The organism is Methylotenera sp. 1P/1 (assembly GCF_000384355.1).
Taxonomy (GTDB): Bacteria; Pseudomonadota; Gammaproteobacteria; order Burkholderiales; family Methylophilaceae; genus Methylophilus.
In genome coordinates, this window is the sequence record NZ_ARWC01000001.1 from 1,763,537 (window position 1) to 1,783,172 (window position 19,636).

General features: G+C 47.1%; 22 protein-coding genes. 11 read left to right on the top strand and 11 right to left on the bottom strand.

Annotated elements, in window-relative coordinates; translation table 11 throughout:
* Window positions 1-141: 141 nt before the first annotated feature.
* A complete protein-coding gene (locus tag A3Q3_RS0108395; protein WP_020183144.1) occupies window positions 142-810 on the bottom strand; it encodes a phosphoglycolate phosphatase in 669 nt (222 codons plus the stop codon).
* A gap of 49 nt (window positions 811-859) precedes the next feature.
* Window positions 860-1,567, bottom strand: coding sequence for a ribulose-phosphate 3-epimerase (gene rpe / locus A3Q3_RS0108400; protein WP_026361838.1), 708 nt, complete (start codon window positions 1,565-1,567; stop codon window positions 860-862).
* Between the two features lie 277 nt (window positions 1,568-1,844).
* Here rpe and hemA point away from each other — a divergent pair, with 277 nt between their 5' ends.
* From hemA to A3Q3_RS0108425, 5 genes are all read left to right on the top strand, one after another.
* Window positions 1,845-3,104 (top strand): glutamyl-tRNA reductase, encoded by a 1,260-nt coding sequence (hemA, locus tag A3Q3_RS0108405; protein WP_020183146.1) that lies wholly within the window; start codon window positions 1,845-1,847, stop codon window positions 3,102-3,104.
* A 10-nt stretch (window positions 3,105-3,114) separates the two neighbouring features.
* Window positions 3,115-4,197 (top strand): peptide chain release factor 1, encoded by a 1,083-nt coding sequence (gene prfA / locus A3Q3_RS0108410; protein ID WP_020183147.1) that lies wholly within the window; start codon window positions 3,115-3,117, stop codon window positions 4,195-4,197.
* A 2-nt stretch (window positions 4,198-4,199) separates the two neighbouring features.
* Window positions 4,200-4,847, top strand: coding sequence for a hypothetical protein (locus tag A3Q3_RS0108415; RefSeq protein WP_020183148.1), 648 nt, complete (start codon window positions 4,200-4,202; stop codon window positions 4,845-4,847).
* 110 nt (window positions 4,848-4,957) lie between these two features.
* Window positions 4,958-5,803 carry a peptide chain release factor N(5)-glutamine methyltransferase gene (gene prmC, locus A3Q3_RS0108420; protein WP_020183149.1) on the top strand — a complete coding sequence of 282 codons (846 nt, stop codon included), beginning with the start codon at window positions 4,958-4,960 and terminating at the stop codon, window positions 5,801-5,803.
* Window positions 5,804-5,844: 41 nt separating this feature from the next.
* Window positions 5,845-6,627, top strand: coding sequence for a TIGR01458 family HAD-type hydrolase (locus tag A3Q3_RS0108425; protein WP_020183150.1), 783 nt, complete (start codon window positions 5,845-5,847; stop codon window positions 6,625-6,627).
* 2 nt (window positions 6,628-6,629) lie between these two features.
* On the opposite strand, the gene A3Q3_RS0108430 is transcribed toward A3Q3_RS0108425, so the two are convergent.
* The gene (locus tag A3Q3_RS0108430) at window positions 6,630-7,172 is read right to left on the bottom strand and encodes a gamma carbonic anhydrase family protein (RefSeq protein ID WP_020183151.1); all 543 of its coding nucleotides are present in this window, start codon (window positions 7,170-7,172) and stop codon (window positions 6,630-6,632) included.
* Between the two features lie 56 nt (window positions 7,173-7,228).
* On the opposite strand from A3Q3_RS0108430, the gene A3Q3_RS0108435 reads away from it, so the two are divergent.
* Genes A3Q3_RS0108435 through A3Q3_RS0108450 form a run of 4 tightly spaced genes read left to right on the top strand, consistent with a single transcriptional unit; the run spans window position 7,229 to window position 11,076 of the window.
* Window positions 7,229-8,356: a homoserine O-acetyltransferase gene (locus A3Q3_RS0108435; protein WP_020183152.1), complete on the top strand. Its 1,128-nt coding sequence runs from the start codon at window positions 7,229-7,231 to the stop codon at window positions 8,354-8,356.
* Between the two features lie 6 nt (window positions 8,357-8,362).
* Window positions 8,363-8,980: a methionine biosynthesis protein MetW gene (gene metW / locus A3Q3_RS0108440; RefSeq protein ID WP_020183153.1), complete on the top strand. Its 618-nt coding sequence runs from the start codon at window positions 8,363-8,365 to the stop codon at window positions 8,978-8,980.
* A gap of 21 nt (window positions 8,981-9,001) precedes the next feature.
* Window positions 9,002-10,255: an AmpG family muropeptide MFS transporter gene (locus A3Q3_RS0108445; protein WP_020183154.1), complete on the top strand. Its 1,254-nt coding sequence runs from the start codon at window positions 9,002-9,004 to the stop codon at window positions 10,253-10,255.
* A 50-nt stretch (window positions 10,256-10,305) separates the two neighbouring features.
* Entirely contained in the window at window positions 10,306-11,076 is a 771-nt protein-coding gene (locus A3Q3_RS0108450) for a thioredoxin family protein (protein WP_020183155.1), read from the top strand.
* Window positions 11,077-11,088: 12 nt separating this feature from the next.
* Here A3Q3_RS0108450 and A3Q3_RS0108455 read toward each other — a convergent pair whose 3' ends face one another.
* The 5 genes from A3Q3_RS0108455 to A3Q3_RS0108475 form a co-directional block, all read right to left on the bottom strand.
* Window positions 11,089-11,874 (bottom strand): DNA-binding domain-containing protein, encoded by a 786-nt coding sequence (locus A3Q3_RS0108455; RefSeq protein ID WP_020183156.1) that lies wholly within the window; start codon window positions 11,872-11,874, stop codon window positions 11,089-11,091.
* 3 nt (window positions 11,875-11,877) lie between these two features.
* Window positions 11,878-12,729: a DUF692 domain-containing protein gene (locus A3Q3_RS0108460; RefSeq protein WP_020183157.1), complete on the bottom strand. Its 852-nt coding sequence runs from the start codon at window positions 12,727-12,729 to the stop codon at window positions 11,878-11,880.
* Between the two features lie 134 nt (window positions 12,730-12,863).
* Window positions 12,864-13,208 carry a hypothetical protein gene (locus tag A3Q3_RS0108465; protein WP_020183158.1) on the bottom strand — a complete coding sequence of 115 codons (345 nt, stop codon included), beginning with the start codon at window positions 13,206-13,208 and terminating at the stop codon, window positions 12,864-12,866.
* A 129-nt stretch (window positions 13,209-13,337) separates the two neighbouring features.
* Complete coding sequence (locus A3Q3_RS0108470; protein ID WP_020183159.1) at window positions 13,338-14,180, bottom strand: M48 family metalloprotease; 843 nt, start codon at window positions 14,178-14,180, stop codon at window positions 13,338-13,340.
* A gap of 42 nt (window positions 14,181-14,222) precedes the next feature.
* Window positions 14,223-15,026 (bottom strand): exodeoxyribonuclease III, encoded by an 804-nt coding sequence (locus tag A3Q3_RS0108475; RefSeq protein WP_020183160.1) that lies wholly within the window; start codon window positions 15,024-15,026, stop codon window positions 14,223-14,225.
* Between A3Q3_RS0108475 and pyrE the strand changes: the two genes are divergently transcribed.
* Both pyrE and A3Q3_RS0108485 read left to right on the top strand, forming a co-directional pair.
* Window positions 15,019-15,690 (top strand): orotate phosphoribosyltransferase, encoded by a 672-nt coding sequence (pyrE, locus tag A3Q3_RS0108480; protein ID WP_033424952.1) that lies wholly within the window; start codon window positions 15,019-15,021, stop codon window positions 15,688-15,690. The genes A3Q3_RS0108475 and pyrE overlap by 8 nt on opposite strands.
* A 44-nt stretch (window positions 15,691-15,734) precedes the next feature.
* Window positions 15,735-16,325 (top strand): DUF4124 domain-containing protein, encoded by a 591-nt coding sequence (locus A3Q3_RS0108485; RefSeq protein WP_157355084.1) that lies wholly within the window; start codon window positions 15,735-15,737, stop codon window positions 16,323-16,325.
* A 61-nt stretch (window positions 16,326-16,386) separates the two neighbouring features.
* On the opposite strand, the gene gatB is transcribed toward A3Q3_RS0108485, so the two are convergent.
* From gatB to gatC, 3 genes are read right to left on the bottom strand one after another with little or no spacing between them, the layout of a single operon-like run.
* Entirely contained in the window at window positions 16,387-17,832 is a 1,446-nt protein-coding gene (gene gatB / locus A3Q3_RS0108490) for an Asp-tRNA(Asn)/Glu-tRNA(Gln) amidotransferase subunit GatB (RefSeq protein WP_020183163.1), read from the bottom strand.
* A 1-nt stretch (window position 17,833) separates the two neighbouring features.
* Window positions 17,834-19,318: an Asp-tRNA(Asn)/Glu-tRNA(Gln) amidotransferase subunit GatA gene (gatA, locus tag A3Q3_RS0108495; RefSeq protein WP_026361840.1), complete on the bottom strand. Its 1,485-nt coding sequence runs from the start codon at window positions 19,316-19,318 to the stop codon at window positions 17,834-17,836.
* A 17-nt stretch (window positions 19,319-19,335) separates the two neighbouring features.
* Complete coding sequence (gene gatC / locus A3Q3_RS0108500) at window positions 19,336-19,623, bottom strand: Asp-tRNA(Asn)/Glu-tRNA(Gln) amidotransferase subunit GatC (RefSeq protein WP_020183165.1); 288 nt, start codon at window positions 19,621-19,623, stop codon at window positions 19,336-19,338.
* Between the last annotated feature and the right edge of the window lie 13 nt (window positions 19,624-19,636).

Sequence of the window (19,636 nt, forward strand, 5' to 3'; positions counted from 1 at the left end):
ACAAGTCGTGTCTTAGCTTCGCCAAGAACTGCGCCAGCTTATTTGAGGCTGGAATGGAAAATTACTTTGTTGAGAACACATATCAATACACTTTAAGTTGGTTGAGTCAAAAGTTGGTTTAGTGAACTAAAAAATTTGCTATTACATCAGTATAGACGGCAATTCAGTTAAATCTCGAATCATCGCGTCCACTTGGCTTTCATCAATGGGTTTTCCTTGATTATACCCATACGGCACCGTCACAATAAAACAGCCGGCGGCTTGTGCTGCTGCAATGTCCGTGGCGGAATCACCCACTAACATCGCTTCCATCTCCATCACATCGAATTCTGCACAAATGTGATGTAATTGTATAGGGTCAGGCTTCTTCTTTGGCAAGGTATCGCCCGACACCACGATTTCAAAAAAATCAGCCAAACCACTTGCCTCTAACAACGGGCGCGTAAACTTTTCTGGTTTATTCGTCACGCAAGCCAGCTTTAAATTGCGCTGCTTTAAGACCGCTAGGCCATCTTGCACGCCATCAAACGGCAAACTGTCTGTCACGTTGTTAGCATAATGCGCAAAAAACAAATGCTGTGCTGTCGCCTGTAAAGTTTGGTCTGGTACATCATGCAACGCACCAGCCAAACAGCGCTGTATCAATACTTGCGCACCCTCACCGATATACCCTTTAATTTGCGCATAAGGCAATGGAGGCAATCCTAACTCCGTTAACATTGCATTCGCTGCGTACGCAATTTCCGGTGCAGTATTGAGCAAGGTGCCATCCAAATCAAACATCAATGCGCTTACTTTAAATTGCGACATTGAACGTTACCTTACTCACGCACTGCGAATAAACTACACGGTTGCCAATTTATACCGTGGCTAATGAAGCACGAATTTGACCAACGACCGTATCGTAACGGTTAGGGTCTGTGTCTTTTGGCGAACCAAAAATCGCACTACCTGCTACAAACGTATCCGCACCAGCACGTGCAATATCTGCAATGTTTGCTGCGTTCACGCCGCCGTCTACTTCTAACCAGATTTGGCGGCCAGTTTTTTCGTAATAAGCATCAATGCGTGCACGCGCCAATTTTAACTTTTCCAGCGTTTCTGGAATGAATTTTTGACCGCCAAACCCTGGGTTTACAGACATCAACAAAATCATGTCCACTTTGTCCATCACATGGTCAAGGTAGCTTAATGAAGTAGCTGGGTTAAATACCAAACCTGACTTACAGCCTAAATCACGCACCATGGCCAAGCTACGGTCAATATGATCGGATGCTTCTGGGTGGAAAGTGATGATATTGGCACCCGCTTTAGCAAAGTCAGGAATAATGCGATCCACTGGCTTCACCATTAAATGTACGTCAATCAACGCGCCCACATTTTTAGAGATTTCACGAATCGAATCACACACCAGTGGGCCAATGGTTAAGTTAGGCACGTAATGATTGTCCATCACATCAAAGTGCACGATGTCTGTGCCTGATTTAATCACATCTTCAATTTCTTGACCTAATTTGGCAAAGTTGGCTGAAAGGATACTCGGTGCAATTCTAAATGTTTTGTCCATGCTCATGATTCCGTCTGCTTAGTAATAGTAAATAGTGTCCATGGGAGTGTGTCATATACCCAATACATCATTAGGCATACCCTAACAACGCACTTCCATTTTGGTTTATAAGGATAATTTACTATTTTAACGCTATTTCTTGCCTAAGATAAGCCAATCCTTCAAAATTACGCATGCTTAATCTCACCAACACGCTTTCATGCATGCATTGCAGGCAAAATTGATCTTTTTTTGATGGTATTTCCTATTTCAATCAATGCCTTGGTAAAATAGCCACATGCAGCTTTATACCATTGGTGTGAATCACACCACCGCCCCTATCGCCATTCGCGAGAATGTTGCCTTCAACGGTGAAACATTACGCCATGCGTTGAGCGACCTCACCGCACGAAATGCAGCGGAAGCAGCCATTTTATCGACCTGCAACCGCACAGAAATTTACGTGCAATCTGAGCGACCTGAACCTGTGATTGACTGGCTAGCCAACTACCACAAACTGGCGCTGGATAAAGTACAGCCTTATACCTATACATTTTCCAACCAAGAAGCCGTCAAACATGCGTTCCGTGTCGCTTCTGGCTTAGATAGCATGGTACTGGGCGAGCCGCAAATCCTGGGGCAATTCAAGCAATCCATCAAAGTTGCGCAAGAGGCCGGCACGCTAGGCACCATGTTGCACAAGTTGTTTCAGCGCACGTTTGAAGTCGCCAAAGAAGTGCGCACCAATACCGACATTGGCGGCAGTTCTATTTCTATGGCGGCAGCGGCCATCAAGCTAGCGCAGCGTATTTTTGGTGATATTGGCCAACAAAAAGTATTGTTTATTGGCGCGGGCGAGATGATTGAACTGTGTGCAGACCATTTTGCCGCACAGCGCCCCAAATCTATCACCGTTGCCAACCGCACCATTGAGCGCGGCATGCAACTGGCTGAAAAAATGCAATCGCAAGGCGTCTACGCACACGCCATTCTGCTTAACGATTTACCGGATTGCTTTGCCGAGTTTGATATTGTGATTACCAGCACCGCCAGCCAACTGCCGATTGTCGGGCTAGGTATGGTGGAACGCGCGATTAAAACACGCCGTCATCGCCCTGTGTTTATGGTGGATTTGGCAGTGCCGCGCGATATTGAACCAGAAGTCGCACAATTGGATGACGTGTTTCTGTACACCGTAGACGATTTGGCACAAGTAGTGGCCGATGGCATGGGTAGCCGCCAAGAGGCCGCGGTCAATGCAGAAATGATTGTGGCCGCACGTGTTGAGCACTTCATGCACTGGCTTAAAAAACGTGAATCGGTGCCCACCATCAAAGCGCTGCGTGACCAAGTGGACGCAATGCGCCTAGCTGAGTTAGAAAAAGCACTTAAGCTGATTCAAAAAGGGGAATCGCCAGAAAAAGTGCTGGAAACCCTGAGTAATGCGCTCACCAATAAATTTTTGCATGCGCCCAGCCATGCGCTCAACCAATCACACGGTCAAGAACACACCCATTTAGAAGCAGTCTTACGGCAGCTTTACAATATTAAATCTTAAAGAAGTCAGCATGAAATCCTCCATATTACAAAAGCTCGCCAGCCTGAGTGAGCGCCTTGATGAAGTCAACCGCCTGATGTCTTCCGAAGACATCACCAGCAACATGGACAACTACCGCAAAATTTCGCGCGAGCACGCGGAAATCACGCCTATCGTTGAGCAATATCATCTTTACGTGCAAACAGAGGCCGACATTAAAGAAGCACACGCCATGTTGAGCGACCCGGACATGAAAGAGTTTGCGCAAGAAGAAATTGAAGCCGGCAAAAATAGATTAGAAGAAATTGCGCTGGAACTGCAAAAACTGTTGCTGCCCAAAGACCCTAACGACGAAAAAAATATCATTCTGGAAATCCGCGCCGGCACGGGCGGCGACGAATCCGGCTTATTTGCGGGCGACTTATTCCGTATGTATAGCCGTTACGCAGAACGCCAACGCTGGAAAGTGGAAGTGCTCTCAGCCAACGAAGGCGAAGTGGGTGGCTACAAAGAAATTATTGCCAAAATCGAAGGGCAAGGCGCGTATTCTAAAATGAAATTTGAATCCGGCGGGCATCGCGTGCAACGCGTACCCGATACCGAAACACAAGGGCGCATCCATACTTCTGCTTGTACAGTCGCTATCCTGCCAGAAGCTGATGAAGTGAGCGACGTGGTGATTAATCCTGCTGATATTCGCTTGGATACCTTTAGAGCAAGCGGTGCAGGTGGTCAACATATTAACAAAACCGATTCTGCCGTACGCATTACACACTTCCCTACTGGCATTGTCGTGGAATGTCAGGATGGCCGTAGCCAACATGCCAACAAAGCACAAGCGATGATGGTGCTGGCCGCACGCATTAAAGCCAAACAAGTGGATGAGCAAAACAGCAAAATCGCTTCTGAACGCCGCAATTTGATTGGCTCTGGCGATCGCTCCGAGCGCATCCGCACCTACAATTATCCGCAAGGTCGTATTACCGACCATCGTATTAATCTCACCTTATATAAGATTGACGCGATTACTGAAGGCGATATGGACGAACTGATAAGTGCGTTAGCAACAGAGCATCAGGCGGACTTGTTGGCGACATTGGGTGAAGAAGGTTAATTGTGACTGTCCAATACTCAAATGATGTACTGGACAGTCTTATTGCACCAAGTGTTTCACTTTTTGAGTCAGCAGAAATTCCTGACATGTCAAACTACGCTAAAGAGTCTGCTCATTGGATGAGTAATTACTTTCTGAACTCTTTATTGCGGGCAAAGTATCAATTTCCCATGAGCGCCTATGCCTATAATTTTCTTCGCAGGGCACAGTTCGCTTTTAGTGAGCATGAGCACGCTAGGCAAGCAACAGCAGAATTCCTTAGCAAAGGCAAGCAATCCCCAGCAATATATGCCAAAGCTTTATTCCATTGGGAATGTTTTTTAGGCCAAGCATGGCATGCTTATGCCTTACTAGTAACAGCATGGGAGGCCAGCGCTTTTAAAAAGAATGATGGCTCAATTGAGCAACGTCTAAATTCCATCTATAACCAAATGAAGCATGTCGAGTCAAGAATTGAAAATGGTCAAATATTAGCCAACGCTACAGTCCCAGTTTGGCTCGATAACAGTGGACTAAGAAGCATAGATAGCACGTTGTCATACGAAGAAACAGCCGAAATACTCAGAGACTTAGCAAAATATGCTGATGCACTCTCAGACCCATTTACTGCCAAAGACAAGTTGGATGAGTCTGATGAAGATGCAATTTAATGCAAACTCACAGCCAAGTAGGGTGGCAACTAGTTTGCCCACACGGTCAGCACCAGCTACTTAAATTCAAAAATGGATTCCCGCCTTCGCTGGAGTGACGAACATAACGGATGAAAATTAAAATCACGCTTGCTGATACCGCCTCTAAGCTTGGCTCAGACGAAGCTACGCTTGAAGCACGACTTTTATTGCAACAAGTTTTAAACGTTAATCATGCTTGGCTAATCGCCCACGCAGATGACACACTCACACCAGAGCAATACGCAGCCTTTGATGCGTTACTGCAACGCCGGCTAAATGGCGAGCCCATTGCCCATATTTTAGGCGAGCGCGAATTTTTTGGCCTGCCATTAAAAGTCACAGCAGACACCTTAATTCCACGGCCAGATACGGAAACATTGGTCGAGCAAGCCTTACAAACGATTCCAGAACAAGCAGTGTGTCAAGTTTTAGATTTAGGTACAGGTACAGGTGCAATTGCCTTGGCAATTGCCAAATATCGACCACAGGCAACAGTCACAGCTGTCGATGCCTCGAAAGCAGCTCTGGCTGTTGCTACCGAGAATGCAAATAATCTTGGCTTAAATAACGTCTCTTTTCAATACAGTGATTGGTTTAGCCAATTGCAGGTACAGCGCTTTGACATGATTGTGAGCAACCCGCCTTATATTGCCGAGAATGACCCGCATTTATCACAAGGTGATGTACGTTTTGAGCCAAAGTCAGCACTTACTTCTGGCGCAGATGGCTTAGATGATATTTGCCATATCGTATCGCATGCAGCAGGCTATTTAAAACCCAATGGCTGGCTATTGTTAGAACATGGTTACGATCAGGCACAGGCAGTGGCTGAGTTACTGACGCAAGCCAATTTCACACATATTGGCCATGCTTTAGATTTGGCAGGCATTCAACGCGTGACGTTTGGCATGGTTTCACCTATGATTTCCACTTAACATCACTCACTTAACACCGCTATACAACGATGGAGAATCTCATGGCCGATTTCTCAACCATCAAAGGCATCATGTTCGATTTAGATGGCGTGCTATATGTTGGCAGTACGCCTATCGACGGCGCAATCAAAGCCGTTCAGCAAATTCGGGACGCAGGTTATATTTGTCGGTTCGTCACCAATACCAGCACACTCTCTTTGGCATCGCTACAGAAAAAGTTGCACGGATTAGGATTTGATGTCGATCAATCTGAAATTTTTAGCGCACCGCAAGCCGCACTCCACCTACTTAAGCAACAAGACAATCCCATCTGCCGCCTATTGTTGGCAGAAGACGTCAAGCGAGACTTTCAGCAATTTCAACAATCCGATACCGATGCGCAGTGGATTGTGATTGGCGATATCGGCAATGCATGGACCTACGCCATGTTGAATGAGGTATTTCAGTGCGTGATGGGTGGTGGAAAATTGCTGGCGATTCACAAAAACCGATTTTGGCAAACCGAACAAGGCTTACAAATGGATATCGGCGCATTTATTGATGGCTTGGAATATGCCACCAATACGCAAGCCACGATGATTGGCAAACCTTCTGCGGATTTTTTCTCTGCGGTGCTGGCAGATATGCAACTGACACCAGAACAAGTGTTGATGGTTGGCGACGATATTGATGCGGACGTAGGCGGTGCACAAGCAAGCAAGATTCGCGGTGTGCTAGTGCGCACGGGTAAGTACCGTCAGGCGTATGCGGAGAGTTCTGCGGTTCAACCAAACGCCACGCTCAACAGCATTGCCGATTTGCCAGCGCTACTCAGATCAGCCTAGCCTTAGGTTTGGGCTTCATCTAAATACACTTGCTTGAGCTGTACGTACATGGCAGCAGATTGCTGCAACTGCCTGATTTCATCAATAGTGAGTGCACGCACCTGCTTGGCTGGCCGTCCCATATACAGGTAACCGCTTTCTAGCACCTTGCCCTCTGGCACCAAACTGCCCGCAGCCAATAATACATGACGCTGCACCACGGCTTTATCCATGACAATGCTGCCCATCCCAATGAGTGATTCATCTTCTATCGTACAGCCATGTAATATCACCATATGGCCAATGGTCACACGGTTACCGATCACTAATGGCGCACCTTGCGGGTCTTGTGGTGAACGGTGATTGACATGCAAGCTACTGAGTTCTTGAATATTCGACTCCGCGCCAATTTGAATAAAATTCACATCCCCGCGAATCACGACACCGGGCCATATCGAACTATCCTCACCAATCGATACTTGGCCAATTAATGTTGCAGAAGCATGCACGTACACTTTGTGCGCAAGTTGTGGCACATGTGATTGAAATGCCTGAAGATTCCGCATGTTGTCCTTTCGCACGAGAAGTGATTTTTTAAAGTATCACATAGTATAATCACGAAATGTCTGAAAATAACTCCGTAGGCCTTGTTGCCCCACAATCCGCGCATTTTGACACCCCGTTGCCGCTCAAAAGTGGTGAAGTGTTGCCGCAGTACCACCTCACTTATGAAACTTATGGCGAGCTGAATGCAGACAAATCGAATGCGGTGTTGATCTGTCACGCGCTGTCTGGCAATCACCACGTAGCAGGCAAATATAAAGAGTCTGACAAATCAGCTGGCTGGTGGGACAACCTAGTCGGCCCGGGCAGACCATTAGACACCAATAAATTTTTTGTGATTGGCGTCAATAATCTGGGCGGCTGTCATGGCAGTAGCGGCCCATCCAATACCAACCCAGCCACCGATCGCCCTTACAGCGCCACCTTCCCAGTCGTCACTGTTGAGGACTGGGTGCAATCACAAGCGCGCTTAATGGATTACTTGGGCATACAACAACTCGCAGCAGTGATTGGCGGCAGCTTAGGTGGTATGCAAGCACTGCAATGGGCGATTGCATTTCCTGATCGCGTAAAACATGCGCTGGTCATTGCCTCTGCACCCAACCTCACCGCACAGAATATGGCGTTTAACGAGGTGGCGCGCCAGGCCATTATCACTGACCCGGAATTTCACGATGGCGATTACTACAATTATGGGGTAGTACCACGCCGCGGCTTACGTATTGCACGTATGCTGGGGCATATTACCTATCTGTCCGACGACGTGATGGGTGCAAAATTTGGGCGAAAATTGCGTGACGGCACCATCAAATATAGCTTTGATGTGGAATTTGAAATGGAATCTTACTTGCGTTATCAAGGCGATAAATTCGCTGGCGAGTTTGATGCCAACACCTATTTACGCATGACACGTGCGCTAGATTATTTTGACCCAGCGCTGGATTATGGTGGCAACCTGTCTGCAGCACTTGCGCATGTCAAAGCCAAATTCTTGGTGGTATCGTTCACCAGCGATTGGCGTTTCTCCCCCGCACGCTCCAAAGAAATTGTAAAAGCACTGCTGGACAATGAAATTTCTGTGCGCTATGCCGAGGTCACAGCCGCACATGGCCATGATGCATTCCTCATGCCAGACCCACATTACCATGCCATTATGCGTAGTTATTTGGCGAAAGTGAAAGTGTAAACACCTATGAGCCAGCCCATACAATCGAGCACAGACCATACTGCAATTCGCCCTGACTTTGCCTTAATTAGCCAATGGATAAAACCACATGCCAAAGTACTGGATTTAGGCTGCGGCGATGGCGAGTTACTCACCCATCTGCATCATCAGCATGATATTCGCGGCTACGGCGTAGAGAAAGATGACAGCAACTGGCTCACCGCCATGGAAAACGGCGTAGATGTATTACAGATGGATTTAGAGTCTGGCTTATCCGGGTTTGAAGACCAGTCGTTTGATACCGTCATACTCTCGCAAACACTGCAAGCCATGCACAATACAGAAGGCATTGTGCAAGAGATGCTGCGCGTTGGGCACGAAGCGATCGTCACCTTTCCCAATTTTGGTTACTGGCGCAATCGTTTTCAAATCGTATTCGGCAATATGCCGGTTTCCAAAACCCTGCCATACCAATGGTATGACACGCCCAATGTACATCTATGCACGATTGACGACTTTGATGCATTTTGTACCAAACATCACATCGCCATTATTGAGCGCAGGGTAATTACAGACGGTCAAGATATTCAATTCTTACCAAATTTCCTCGGCAATTTGGCCATGTACCGGCTTAAAAGTGCCTAGCATCCTTTCAAAGCAGGATGCATGACCTCTCCCCGAAACTTTAAAGAAATCATCTTTAATAAGCGCATGCTGATATGCGTGTTCACTGGCTTTAGCTCTGGCCTGCCGCTGTATATTTTAATTAGCCTGTTACCAGCATGGCTACGTTCCGAAGGCGTAGACCTGAAAGCGATAGGCTTATTCTCGCTCATCAGCTTGCCGTTTACGTGGAAATTTATCTGGGCACCATTATTTGACCGTTACTCACCACCATTGGGGCGCAGGCGTGGCTGGCTACTCATCACACAATTGGCGCTTTTATTCAGCATCCCAGCATTTGGCTATTTGCATGCGCAATTAGATATTTGGACTGTGGCCTATTTAGCAGCAGTGGTAGCGTTTTTTAGCGCCAGCCAAGACATTGTATTAGATGCTTACCGCCGTGAGATATTGCCGGATATTGAGCTGGGCTTAGGCAATGTCATCCATGTCAATGCATACAAAATCGCGGGCTTGATTCCGGGTTCTGTTTCTTTGATTTTGGCAGATCACCTACCTTGGCACAGCGTGTTTGTCATCACCGCACTGTTTATGTTGCCCGGGCTTGCCATGACGCTGTTAGTGAAAGAGCCTCTACTTAAAGCTGGTGCGCCTAAAACGCTCAAACAAGCTGTGGTGGAGCCGTTTCATGAATTTATCTCACGGAATGGTATCCGCACTGCACTGACTATTTTGGCGTTTATTTTCCTGTATAAACTGGGCGATAGCATGGCCACTGCGCTGGCAACGCCGTTTTATTTAGACATGGGGTTTAGTAAAACCGAGATTGGTCTCGTTGCTAAAAACGCGGGGCTTTGGGCAAGTGTAGCTGGGGGCATTTTGGGCGGACTCTGGATGATACAACTGGGTATTAACCGCGCACTGTGGCTGTTTGGGTTGGTACAAATGGTGGCGATTTTGGGCTTTGCCTGGCTGGCGGTTGCCGGACACGATGTGCTGATATTGGCATTAGTGATTGGTTTTGAAGCATTTGGCGTGGGCTTGGGCACCGCCGCATTTGTGGCTTATATTGCGCAAACCACGCATCCGCTCTATACCGCCACTCAGTTTGCATTATTCACCAGCCTAGCCGCCGTACCACGCACTGTGGCCAATGCAGGTACGGGCTTTATGGTAGAGCGCATGGGTTGGTTTCACTTCTTTATTACCTGTTTTTTACTGGCGATTCCGGGCATGCTACTGCTGTACAAAATCGCCCCTTGGAATAGCATCAAAGAAAACGAACAACCGTTGTAAGCACAGCGTCACTTCTCCGACTAATGCATCACATAGTCAGGAGAATCGCCATGCGCCAAATTCAAGCTTTTAGCCTTGTACTTCCATTGTTATTTTCCAGCATTGCACAAACCTATGCAGCTGAATGTACCGCCAAAAGCGGCGAAAACATAGTGCCACTACTGGAGCTATATACGTCTGAAGGCTGCAGCAGCTGCCCACCAGCCGACAAATGGCTCAGCCACTTAGATACAGACATTACTAAAGTGACGCCATTGGCGTTTCATGTCGATTATTGGAACTACATTGGCTGGCAAGACCGCTTTTCCAAAGCAGAGTACAGCAACCGTCAACGCAAGACCGCTGCTTTTAATGCTGCGGGCTTTGTCTACACGCCGCAGTTTGTGCTAAATGGCAAAGACCTCAGAGGTTGGGAAAGTGGCCGGTTACGCAAACTCACCGAACAATCCAAAATGACACGTTCGTCCGCACAATTACAGTTAGACGCAGTGCAGTTAGGCAACGGTGAGATTACACTCAAGGCATCAGCAACGATCCCTGATAGCAAGTTGGCCAAGCATGCCGATGTATTTGTGGCTTTATATGAAAATAAATTGGTGAGCAAAGTGAATGCTGGTGAAAACAATGGCAGTGAACTCCACCATGATTACGTGGTACGTGAGTTATTTGGTGCATACCCTATGCATGCGCTCAACGCGTTCAGTAAACAGTTTAACTTAAGCCATCCTTGGAAAGAACGAAATGCTGGCGCCGTGATATTTGTACAAGACAATCAAACCGGCGAAATTCTACAAAGTTTGTCGTTGAAGTTTTGTAGTTAAGCTAGACAGATTTTACCGATGAATGTCGGCAATCATTTCCGTCTCTAACCAGCCGGCCAAATACTGCGCCGCTTGTAATGTGGCATCTTCGCCCACGGTCTCAAATAGCTTCTCACATAACGCACCAAAGCTTAGGCCGTCGCAAGCTTGTGCCAATAATGTTGCTTCAGTGTTATCCAGCGAGCGAAAATTCGCATCCATTTGCTGACGCCAAATCAGCCAATGTAGATGCTGTTGGTCATCAGGTTGAGGAGGCGCCTCATCGTCATTCAATGCTTTCCAAGTGGGCACAGCGTTAGTTTGTAAAGCCAAAAGTTGCAAGCCCGGTTGAAATACAAATGTTAACTCGCCCCATTGTGCAGGTGGAATCTCAGCCAAGTCTTGCAGTGTCACGACCGTGACATCAGGCGCATCAAACGCGGCAGCAAGTGCCCACTCAAATGTCGCCATTTCTGTCGCTACAAGATTGTGAGGCAACACCGTCTGCAAGTAGTCCGCCATCTTGCTGCCATACCAGCGTAGATTGGGGTAAGTGGATGGATAACGATTCAAATACCCTAGCGCGATGGCTTGAAATTGAACCGGACCTAGTAACTTTTTTAGTCCACCATACGGGCTTGCCAACGCTTCAATAATGCGCATGCGGTAGGCATTGTGATATATGCCCAAGCGTTTTGTTGCGCCAACTTTTGTATCATCCACAATCCAGTTGTTATCCAACGCATGACTATCCACCGCCTGGCTATCGTCCATCAAATAGCGCTGAAAATGTTGCTGTAACTGTGCTAACTGTCTCATGGTTTAAGCCGCATTTCGCTGTGAAAAATCTTGTGTATGTTTGGCAGCTAACTGCCTTGCAATGTCCAGTTCTTCTACCAATACACCCAGCGCAGGAATATCATCATCGCGCTCGATCATGGTCGACACTGCGCCAAACCGCTGTATGGCGTGGGCATACAAATCCCATACCGGGTCTATCACCGGTGCATCATGTGTATCAATAATATAATCACCATGATTGTGATGCCCCGCCAAATGGATCTGACGTACGCGCTGCTTGGGCACGCCATCAATAAAGGCTTTTGCATCAAACTGATGATTAAAACTGCTGACATAAATATTATTCACGTCTAATAACAGCAAACAATCTGCTGCGTCAGATACTTGCTGAATAAATTCCCACTCAGTCATGGTGGAATCCACATAGCTGGCATAGCTAGAGACATTCTCCAACAGAATTTGACGCCCTAAATAATCTTGTACAATTTTTACGCGCTCTGCCACATGCTTAGCGGCTTCTTCGGTATAGGGCATGGGCAATAAATCATGCATGTTTTGCCCATGTATGCCGGTCCAGCATAGGTGATCGGAAATCCAAGCGGGTTGTATGCGGTCGGCTAATTGCTTTAATTCTTTTAAGTAATCCAGGTTCACAGGAGCTGTCGAACCAATGGACAACGACACACCATGCATGACCATCGGGTAATCGGCACGAATCCGATCTAGAAAATAGAGCGGTTTACCGCCAGGCACCATATAGTTTTCAGAAAGCGCCTCAAACCAATCGACTTTAGGCTTGTTTTCTAAAATCTCATGGTAGTGCTCTGTACGCAGGCCCAAACCGAACCCTAAAAAACTAGCGTTATCTGTCATTTTTACCTCATGGCGTGATGTCATTGATGGGTATTTTTGAGTGAAGCAAGTAGAAAGCATATATAACCCATACACTTTCTACTTTACTTTGCATTACACAACCTAAGTATTAACCTAAGTATTAAAAACCATCACTAAACAGCATGTCCACCTTTAGCATCACACTCAGCGCCAGTTAAAGCCAAATGTCCATGGCCGGCACAATCATTTTGGCCTTTACATGCATTGGCTGGATTTGCACATGACCCTTGGCCTTTACATGCATTTTTTGCAGTTTTACATGCGTTGTGCCCTTTGCATTCGTTACCAGCAGTTTTGCAAGCACTAGTACCTTTGCATGAGTTTACGCCCACACAAGCAACCGTTGCCGAATTACCAGCAGTTTTTGCACCGCCACTGGCGCAGCCTGCCAAAATCAATGCTGCAGCCCCTAGTGCCAACATGGTACCTTTGCTCATTTTTGATGTTTCAATAGTCATTTTTATTCCTCTCGAGAGTCATGTGCGTCAATATGCGCCAAACAGAAAGTAACCATCTAGATGATTACCTGACTTAGTCGCGAGGGAAGAGGCTTCCTTACAAAAATAAGGAAGCCAGAGAGAAAAACTTTAGATAGGCGCTTGCGCGAGGTCGATGACCTGCGTATCCATAAATGTTGCTAGGCTTGTCGTGCTGGACTGCAAATCCTTTAGCCATGCGGTAGTGGCTGTATCGGCACTCGGCAATCCATCTAACACCATTTGCATGTCATAGCCCTGATACAACATCAGATTCAGCGCAATACGATCCGATTCAGCTAATTGATTTGGCTTTGCTTTTTTAAGCGCGACCTCTGAGCCCACAAAACTGGTCACAGAAGAAGCTGCGCTCGTCACAGCGGAGGTTGCTGTAGATGCTTGTGCTGCAGTGGATGAAGCGCTGACAATGGCCAACGCTGGAAACACAATACTGGCAATGGCTGTAATCATGAGTTTGGTTGCAATATTATGTGTGTGGTGCCGGCCAATCACATGCCCCATTTCACGTGCCAACACATAGCTTAATGCCTCATCACTTAATGTCAGCTGTTGCAAGCCGCGAAAAACCACCACACGTCCGTTAGCAGTAGACGTAGTGGCAGCAGCCACTTTATCTATTACCTTAAACTGAAATGCAGGAATACGCTTTTTCAAATCCGGATACACGGTATAGGCAGCCAAGGCCAAACGCTCACCTAATGTGACAACACGTTCGTCAAACTGCTGTCGTGCAACACATTCGTCCTCTACACACGCCTGCGCATTTTTCTGTGTAACCAGCCCCATGCGCATATCGACATCTGAATATGCTGCGCTAATACGATGTGTCACATCAATCAGCGCATTGCCTTCTGCATTGGCTATGCCAAGTGCAAACGGTGACAATGTCAACATGATGAAAATCGCCAATGCTTTCAATAAAAATTCCAACATCGCAACCCTTTCTACCGCTAGCATCAAGCTAGTCTCGGTAACCTAATCTAGGTAGTCAATGATGAGTGGCGCGTGATCGCTGAATCGCTCTGTTTTATAAATACTAGCTTGTGTTGCCTTGGCCGCAAATGCTGGCGTTGCAATTTGATAATCAATACGCCAACCCACATTTTTTGCCCAAGCCTGGCCGCGATTACTCCACCAGGTATAACACGCATCCGTTGTGTCTGGATGTAGCCTGCGATACACATCTACCCATCCCACGCGATTGAATAAATCGGTCATCCAAGCGCGCTCTTCCGGTAAAAATCCGGAATTTTTCCTGTTGCCCTTGTAATTTTTTAAATCAATTTCTTGGTGTGCAATATTCCAGTCACCGCAAATGACGACTTCATAGCCCTGACTGATGAGCTTTTCTAAATGAAGCATGAAGCGTGCCATTACACTGAACTTGAATTGCTGCCGCTCTTCGCCACTAGACCCACTTGGCAGGTACAAAGAAATGACACATAAGTGACCAAAACGGCACTCCAAGTAGCGGCCTTCCGCATCAATATCGGCCACCTCATGGGCGATTTCTCCCAAATGCGCGCCAGCTAAACCTTCTATCACCACATCCGCTTTCTGCTTGCTGTAAATGCCAACTCCGCTATACCCTTTCTTTTCGGCATAGTGAAAATAACCGTGATACCCGCTCGGCGTTAGCATCTCCAATGTCATATCCGCAGCTTGGGCTTTTACCTCTTGCATACAAATAATATCTGGCTGCACTTGCTGCAACCATGTGTAAAAGCCTTTATTTGCCGCAGAGCGGATTCCATTTAAATTCAACGTTATAATGCGCATTATCTATACTTTCTTATCGATTCCAATGAGTGACCTAAGCCAAGAGTTTATCGCGTTTTCTGTTAAAAAACAGGTATTAAGATTTGGTGAATTTAAAACCAAAGCAGGCCGTTTAAGCCCATATTTCTTTAATGCCGGGCTGTTTAACGACGGCGAGAGTTTATTAAAGCTGGGTGAGTTTTATGCAAAGAGCATTCAAGCCTCTGGCATTCAATTCGATATGTTATTTGGCCCCGCTTACAAAGGCATTCCACTTGTTGCGGCCATTAGCATTGCATTTGCGCGCGAAGGCAAAAACTACCCGTACGCCTATAACCGCAAAGAGGCCAAAGACCATGGCGAAGGCGGCACTTTGGTCGGTGCACCGGTGCAAGGCCGAGTATTAATTATCGATGATGTGATTTCTGCTGGCACTTCTATTCGAGAATCCGTCGACCTTATTGTGCAGCAGCAAGCTACCCCATGTGGCGTGAGTATTGCGCTGGATCGCCAAGAAAAAGGACTGACCGAACTCTCTGCAGTACAAGAAGTAGAAATGAACAACCGCATCCCCGTTTCCAGCATTGCCAAGCTGTCAGATCTACTTAAATACATTGAGAACAGCCATGATTTGGCACAGTACTTGCATAAAGTCGACCTATACCGACAACAATACTGTGTTTAACACATTGATACCACATGATTAAAACCATTTTATGCTGTATCGCAATGCTTTGTTTCAGCGCTGGTGTACAAGCCGAAGGCAAACGCATTGTGAAGTGGGTGGACAAACATGGTGTTACCCATTATGGCGATCAAGTACCGCTACCAGATAGCACCAACAAAACTAGCGAGCTTAACAAATCCGGCATGGCGGTTAAACGTGTTGAGCAAACAGCCACACAACATGAGGCCGAGAAAGTCTCCTCAGAACAGAATAGACGCGATTCAGCCTTATTGGCTTCTTATAACTCGGCTGAAGAAATTGATATCGCCTGCGACCGCAATACTAGAATTGATAAGTCGGCGCTCGAAAGTCTTGGTCAGAAACGTACCAACTTAAAAGATCAGCAGCAAAAAAATGCCACTAAAATGGCAGATTTGACCAAACGCAAACGCCCGATACCGCCACAATTAGTAGAAGACAATCAAAAATACCAGACAGATATTGCTGATACAGACAAGTTAATCGTTACCAAGCAACATGACATCGACAATATACGTAAACGCTACGACAACGACAAACAGCGCTATTTGGAATTAAAAGCGCAAGGCTATACGTTAAGCAATATCCGAAACGCGGCCAAAGCAGCGCCTTAATCCACAAGCTTTGCCAAGGCTTCCCAATCACCGCATGATTGAAATGCCTGTCTCGAAATCATTAACCCAGCTTTTTCTTCAAGATTTCGTTTACTTGCGCAGGATTAGCCTTGCCTTTAGAGGCTTTCATGGCTTGCCCGACCAGGGCATTAAATGCTTTTTCTTTGCCCGCTTTAAACTCTTCTACCATTGCAGGGTTTGCATTTAACACTTCATCGATAATGGCTTCAATCGCACCAGCATCAGACTCTTGTTTTAAGCCTTTTGCAGCAATAATCGTGTCCACATCACCTTCACCAGCCCATAACGCCTCAAACACCTGCTTGGCCGCATTGTTAGAAATGGTATTGTCTTGAATACGCTTTAATAACTGTGCCAATTGCGCCGCTGAAACGGGTGAATCTGCAATCACTTTTTCTTCCGCGTTTAATTTAGCGGACAAAGCGCCCATTACCCAGTTGGCTGCGGGTTTGGCTTCTGCGCCTGCCTGTACCACGGCTGTAAAATAATCGGCAGTGCCTCGGCTGGCCGTTAAGGTAGCCGCATCATAACTGCTTAAGCCATGCGCCGCTTCAAACCTTGCTTTCATCGCCTCAGGTAATTCAGGCATATGCGTTCTTACACGCGCCTTGTCTTCCTCGCTCACCACGAGCGGTAACAAGTCTGGGTCTGGGAAGTAGCGATAGTCATTCGCTTCTTCTTTAGAGCGCATCGCGCGTGTTTCACCTGTGTCTGGGTTAAACAAGACGGTGGCTTGTTGAATTTTTCCACCGTCTTCTAATGTATCAATTTGCCATTGTGTTTCGTACTCAATGGCTTGCTGCATAAACTTAAATGAGTTGAGGTTTTTAATCTCACGGCGCGTGCCTAGCTTCTCTGTGCCTTTGGGGCGCACGGACACGTTCACATCACAGCGGAAGCTACCTTCCTGCATGTTGCCATCACAAATTCCAATCCACTGTACCAGCTCATGCAGCTTTTTAGCATAGGCCACTGCTTCAGCCGCACTACGCATATCTGGCTCGGTCACAATTTCTAGCAAGGGTGTACCAGCACGGTTTAAATCAATGCCAGACATGCCTTCTACGGCGCCATGCACTGATTTACCGGCATCTTCTTCCAAATGCGCACGGGTAATGTGAATGGTTTTTTCGTAAGCCTCGCCATGCTTGCCTGCGGGCACTTGTATCGTTAGCTTGCCTTTGCCAACTACCGGCAATTCGTACTGGCTAATTTGATAGCCCTTAGGTAAATCTGGATAAAAATAGTTTTTACGTGCAAATACTGAGCGTGGTGCAATGTCCGCATCCACGGCCAGGCCAAATTTAATCGCGCACTCTACGGCTTCTTTGTTTAATACTGGCAGCACGCCTGGTAAAGCAATGCTCACCTCGCATGCTTGTGTATTAGGCTCTGCCCCATAGGTGGTGGAGGCACCACTGAAAATTTTAGTATTTGTTTTTAATTGAGTGTGGGTCTCTAACCCAATCACGACTTCCCATTCCATACTATTTCAAACTTTCCGGCATTTGCAGATGCCAATCTGTGACTTGTTGATATGCATGCGCCACATCCAACATGCGCGCCTCATCAAAGTAATTACCCACCAATTGCAACCCCACTGGCAACGCTTTGCCATCAGTACTTGGCGCAAAGCCGGCTGGAATACTCATGCCTGGCAGTCCAGCCAAGTTGGTGGCAATGGTGTAGACATCTTGTAAGTACATCGCCACTGGGTCATCCGCTTTCTCACCCGCCTTAAACGCAGTAGAAGGTGCCGTTGGCCCCATGATGACATCACATTGCTTAAAGGCTTCGGTAAAGTCTTGTGCAATCAAGCGGCGAATTTGCTGTGCTTTGAGGTAATACGCATCGTAATAACCCGCGCTTAACACATAGGTACCAATCAAAATACGGCGTTTGACTTCGGCGCCAAAGCCTTCAGCACGGCTCTTCATGTACATATCCAGCAAATCGTCGTATTCTGCAGCACGGTGACCGTAACGCACGCCATCGTAACGAGAAAGGTTGGAACTGGCTTCCGCCGGCGCCAACACATAGTAAACCGGAATCGATAACTGGCTGTTGGGTAGTGAAATATCTACGATTTCGGCACCCAATTTGCGGTATTCGGCGATGGCTGCTTGCACTACTTTAGCCACATCTGCATCCAAGCCATCTGCAAAGTACTCTTTAGGCAAGCCAACACGTAGACCTTTCAATGGCTGCGCACCCATCATATTGGCTAACCCACGTGTGTAGTCTTCTTTCGGGCGATTTAAACTGGTCGAATCACGTTCATCAAAGCCCGCCATCACGTTCATCATCAACGCACAGTCTTCTGCCGATTTTGCCATAGGGCCAGCCTGATCCAAGCTGGATGCAAAAGCGATCATGCCGTAACGTGACACCAAGCCATAGGTTGGCTTCAACCCTGTAAACCCACACAAACTGGCAGGCTGGCGAATGGAGCCACCTGTATCGGTACCTGTGGCGGCTGCACATAAACGTGCTGCCACTGCCGCTGCAGAGCCACCGGAGCTGCCTCCTGGCACACGGTCAAAATCCCAAGGATTTTTAACGCCGCCAAAGTAACTGGTTTCATTAGAGGAACCCATGGCGAATTCATCCATATTGGTTTTGCCCAAATTGACTGCACCCGCTGCATCAAATTGGCTAATCACATGGGCATCATAGGGCGCCACAAAATTGGCCAACATTTTTGAACCACAAGTGGTTTTCCAGCCTTTCGCACAGAAAATATCTTTTTGTGCGAATGGGATGCCCGTCAGCGCCTCTGCATTTCCGGCCGCAATCCTAGCATCGGCGGCACGTGCTTGCGCAAGCGTTTTGTCTGTATCCAACGCAATGTATGCATTAATGGCCGGATTGTGCTGCTGAATACGCGTCAGAAATGTTTGCGTCAGCTCCACGCTGGAGATCTGTTTACTTGCCAACATCTGGCTAAGTGTTTTTAGGCTACTATTAATCATAAACTTGTCTGAATTCGTTATTCGATGACTTTAGGTACCAGATACAAACCATGCTCGGTCATGGGTGCAATGGCTTGAAATACTTCGCGCTGATTGGTCTGCGTGACTACGTCTTCACGCAAGCGTTGTGCAAGGTCTTGTGAATGCGACATGGGCAAGATGCCTTCTGTGTTCACCGCTTGCATTTGCTCGATGAGCCCCAGAATGCCAGAGAGCTTAGTGAGAGTGGAGGCGGCTTCTTGTTCGTTAATTTCAATACGCGCCAAGTACGCAATTCGATGGATATCTTCTATATTGAGTGCCATACAATTTTCTGTC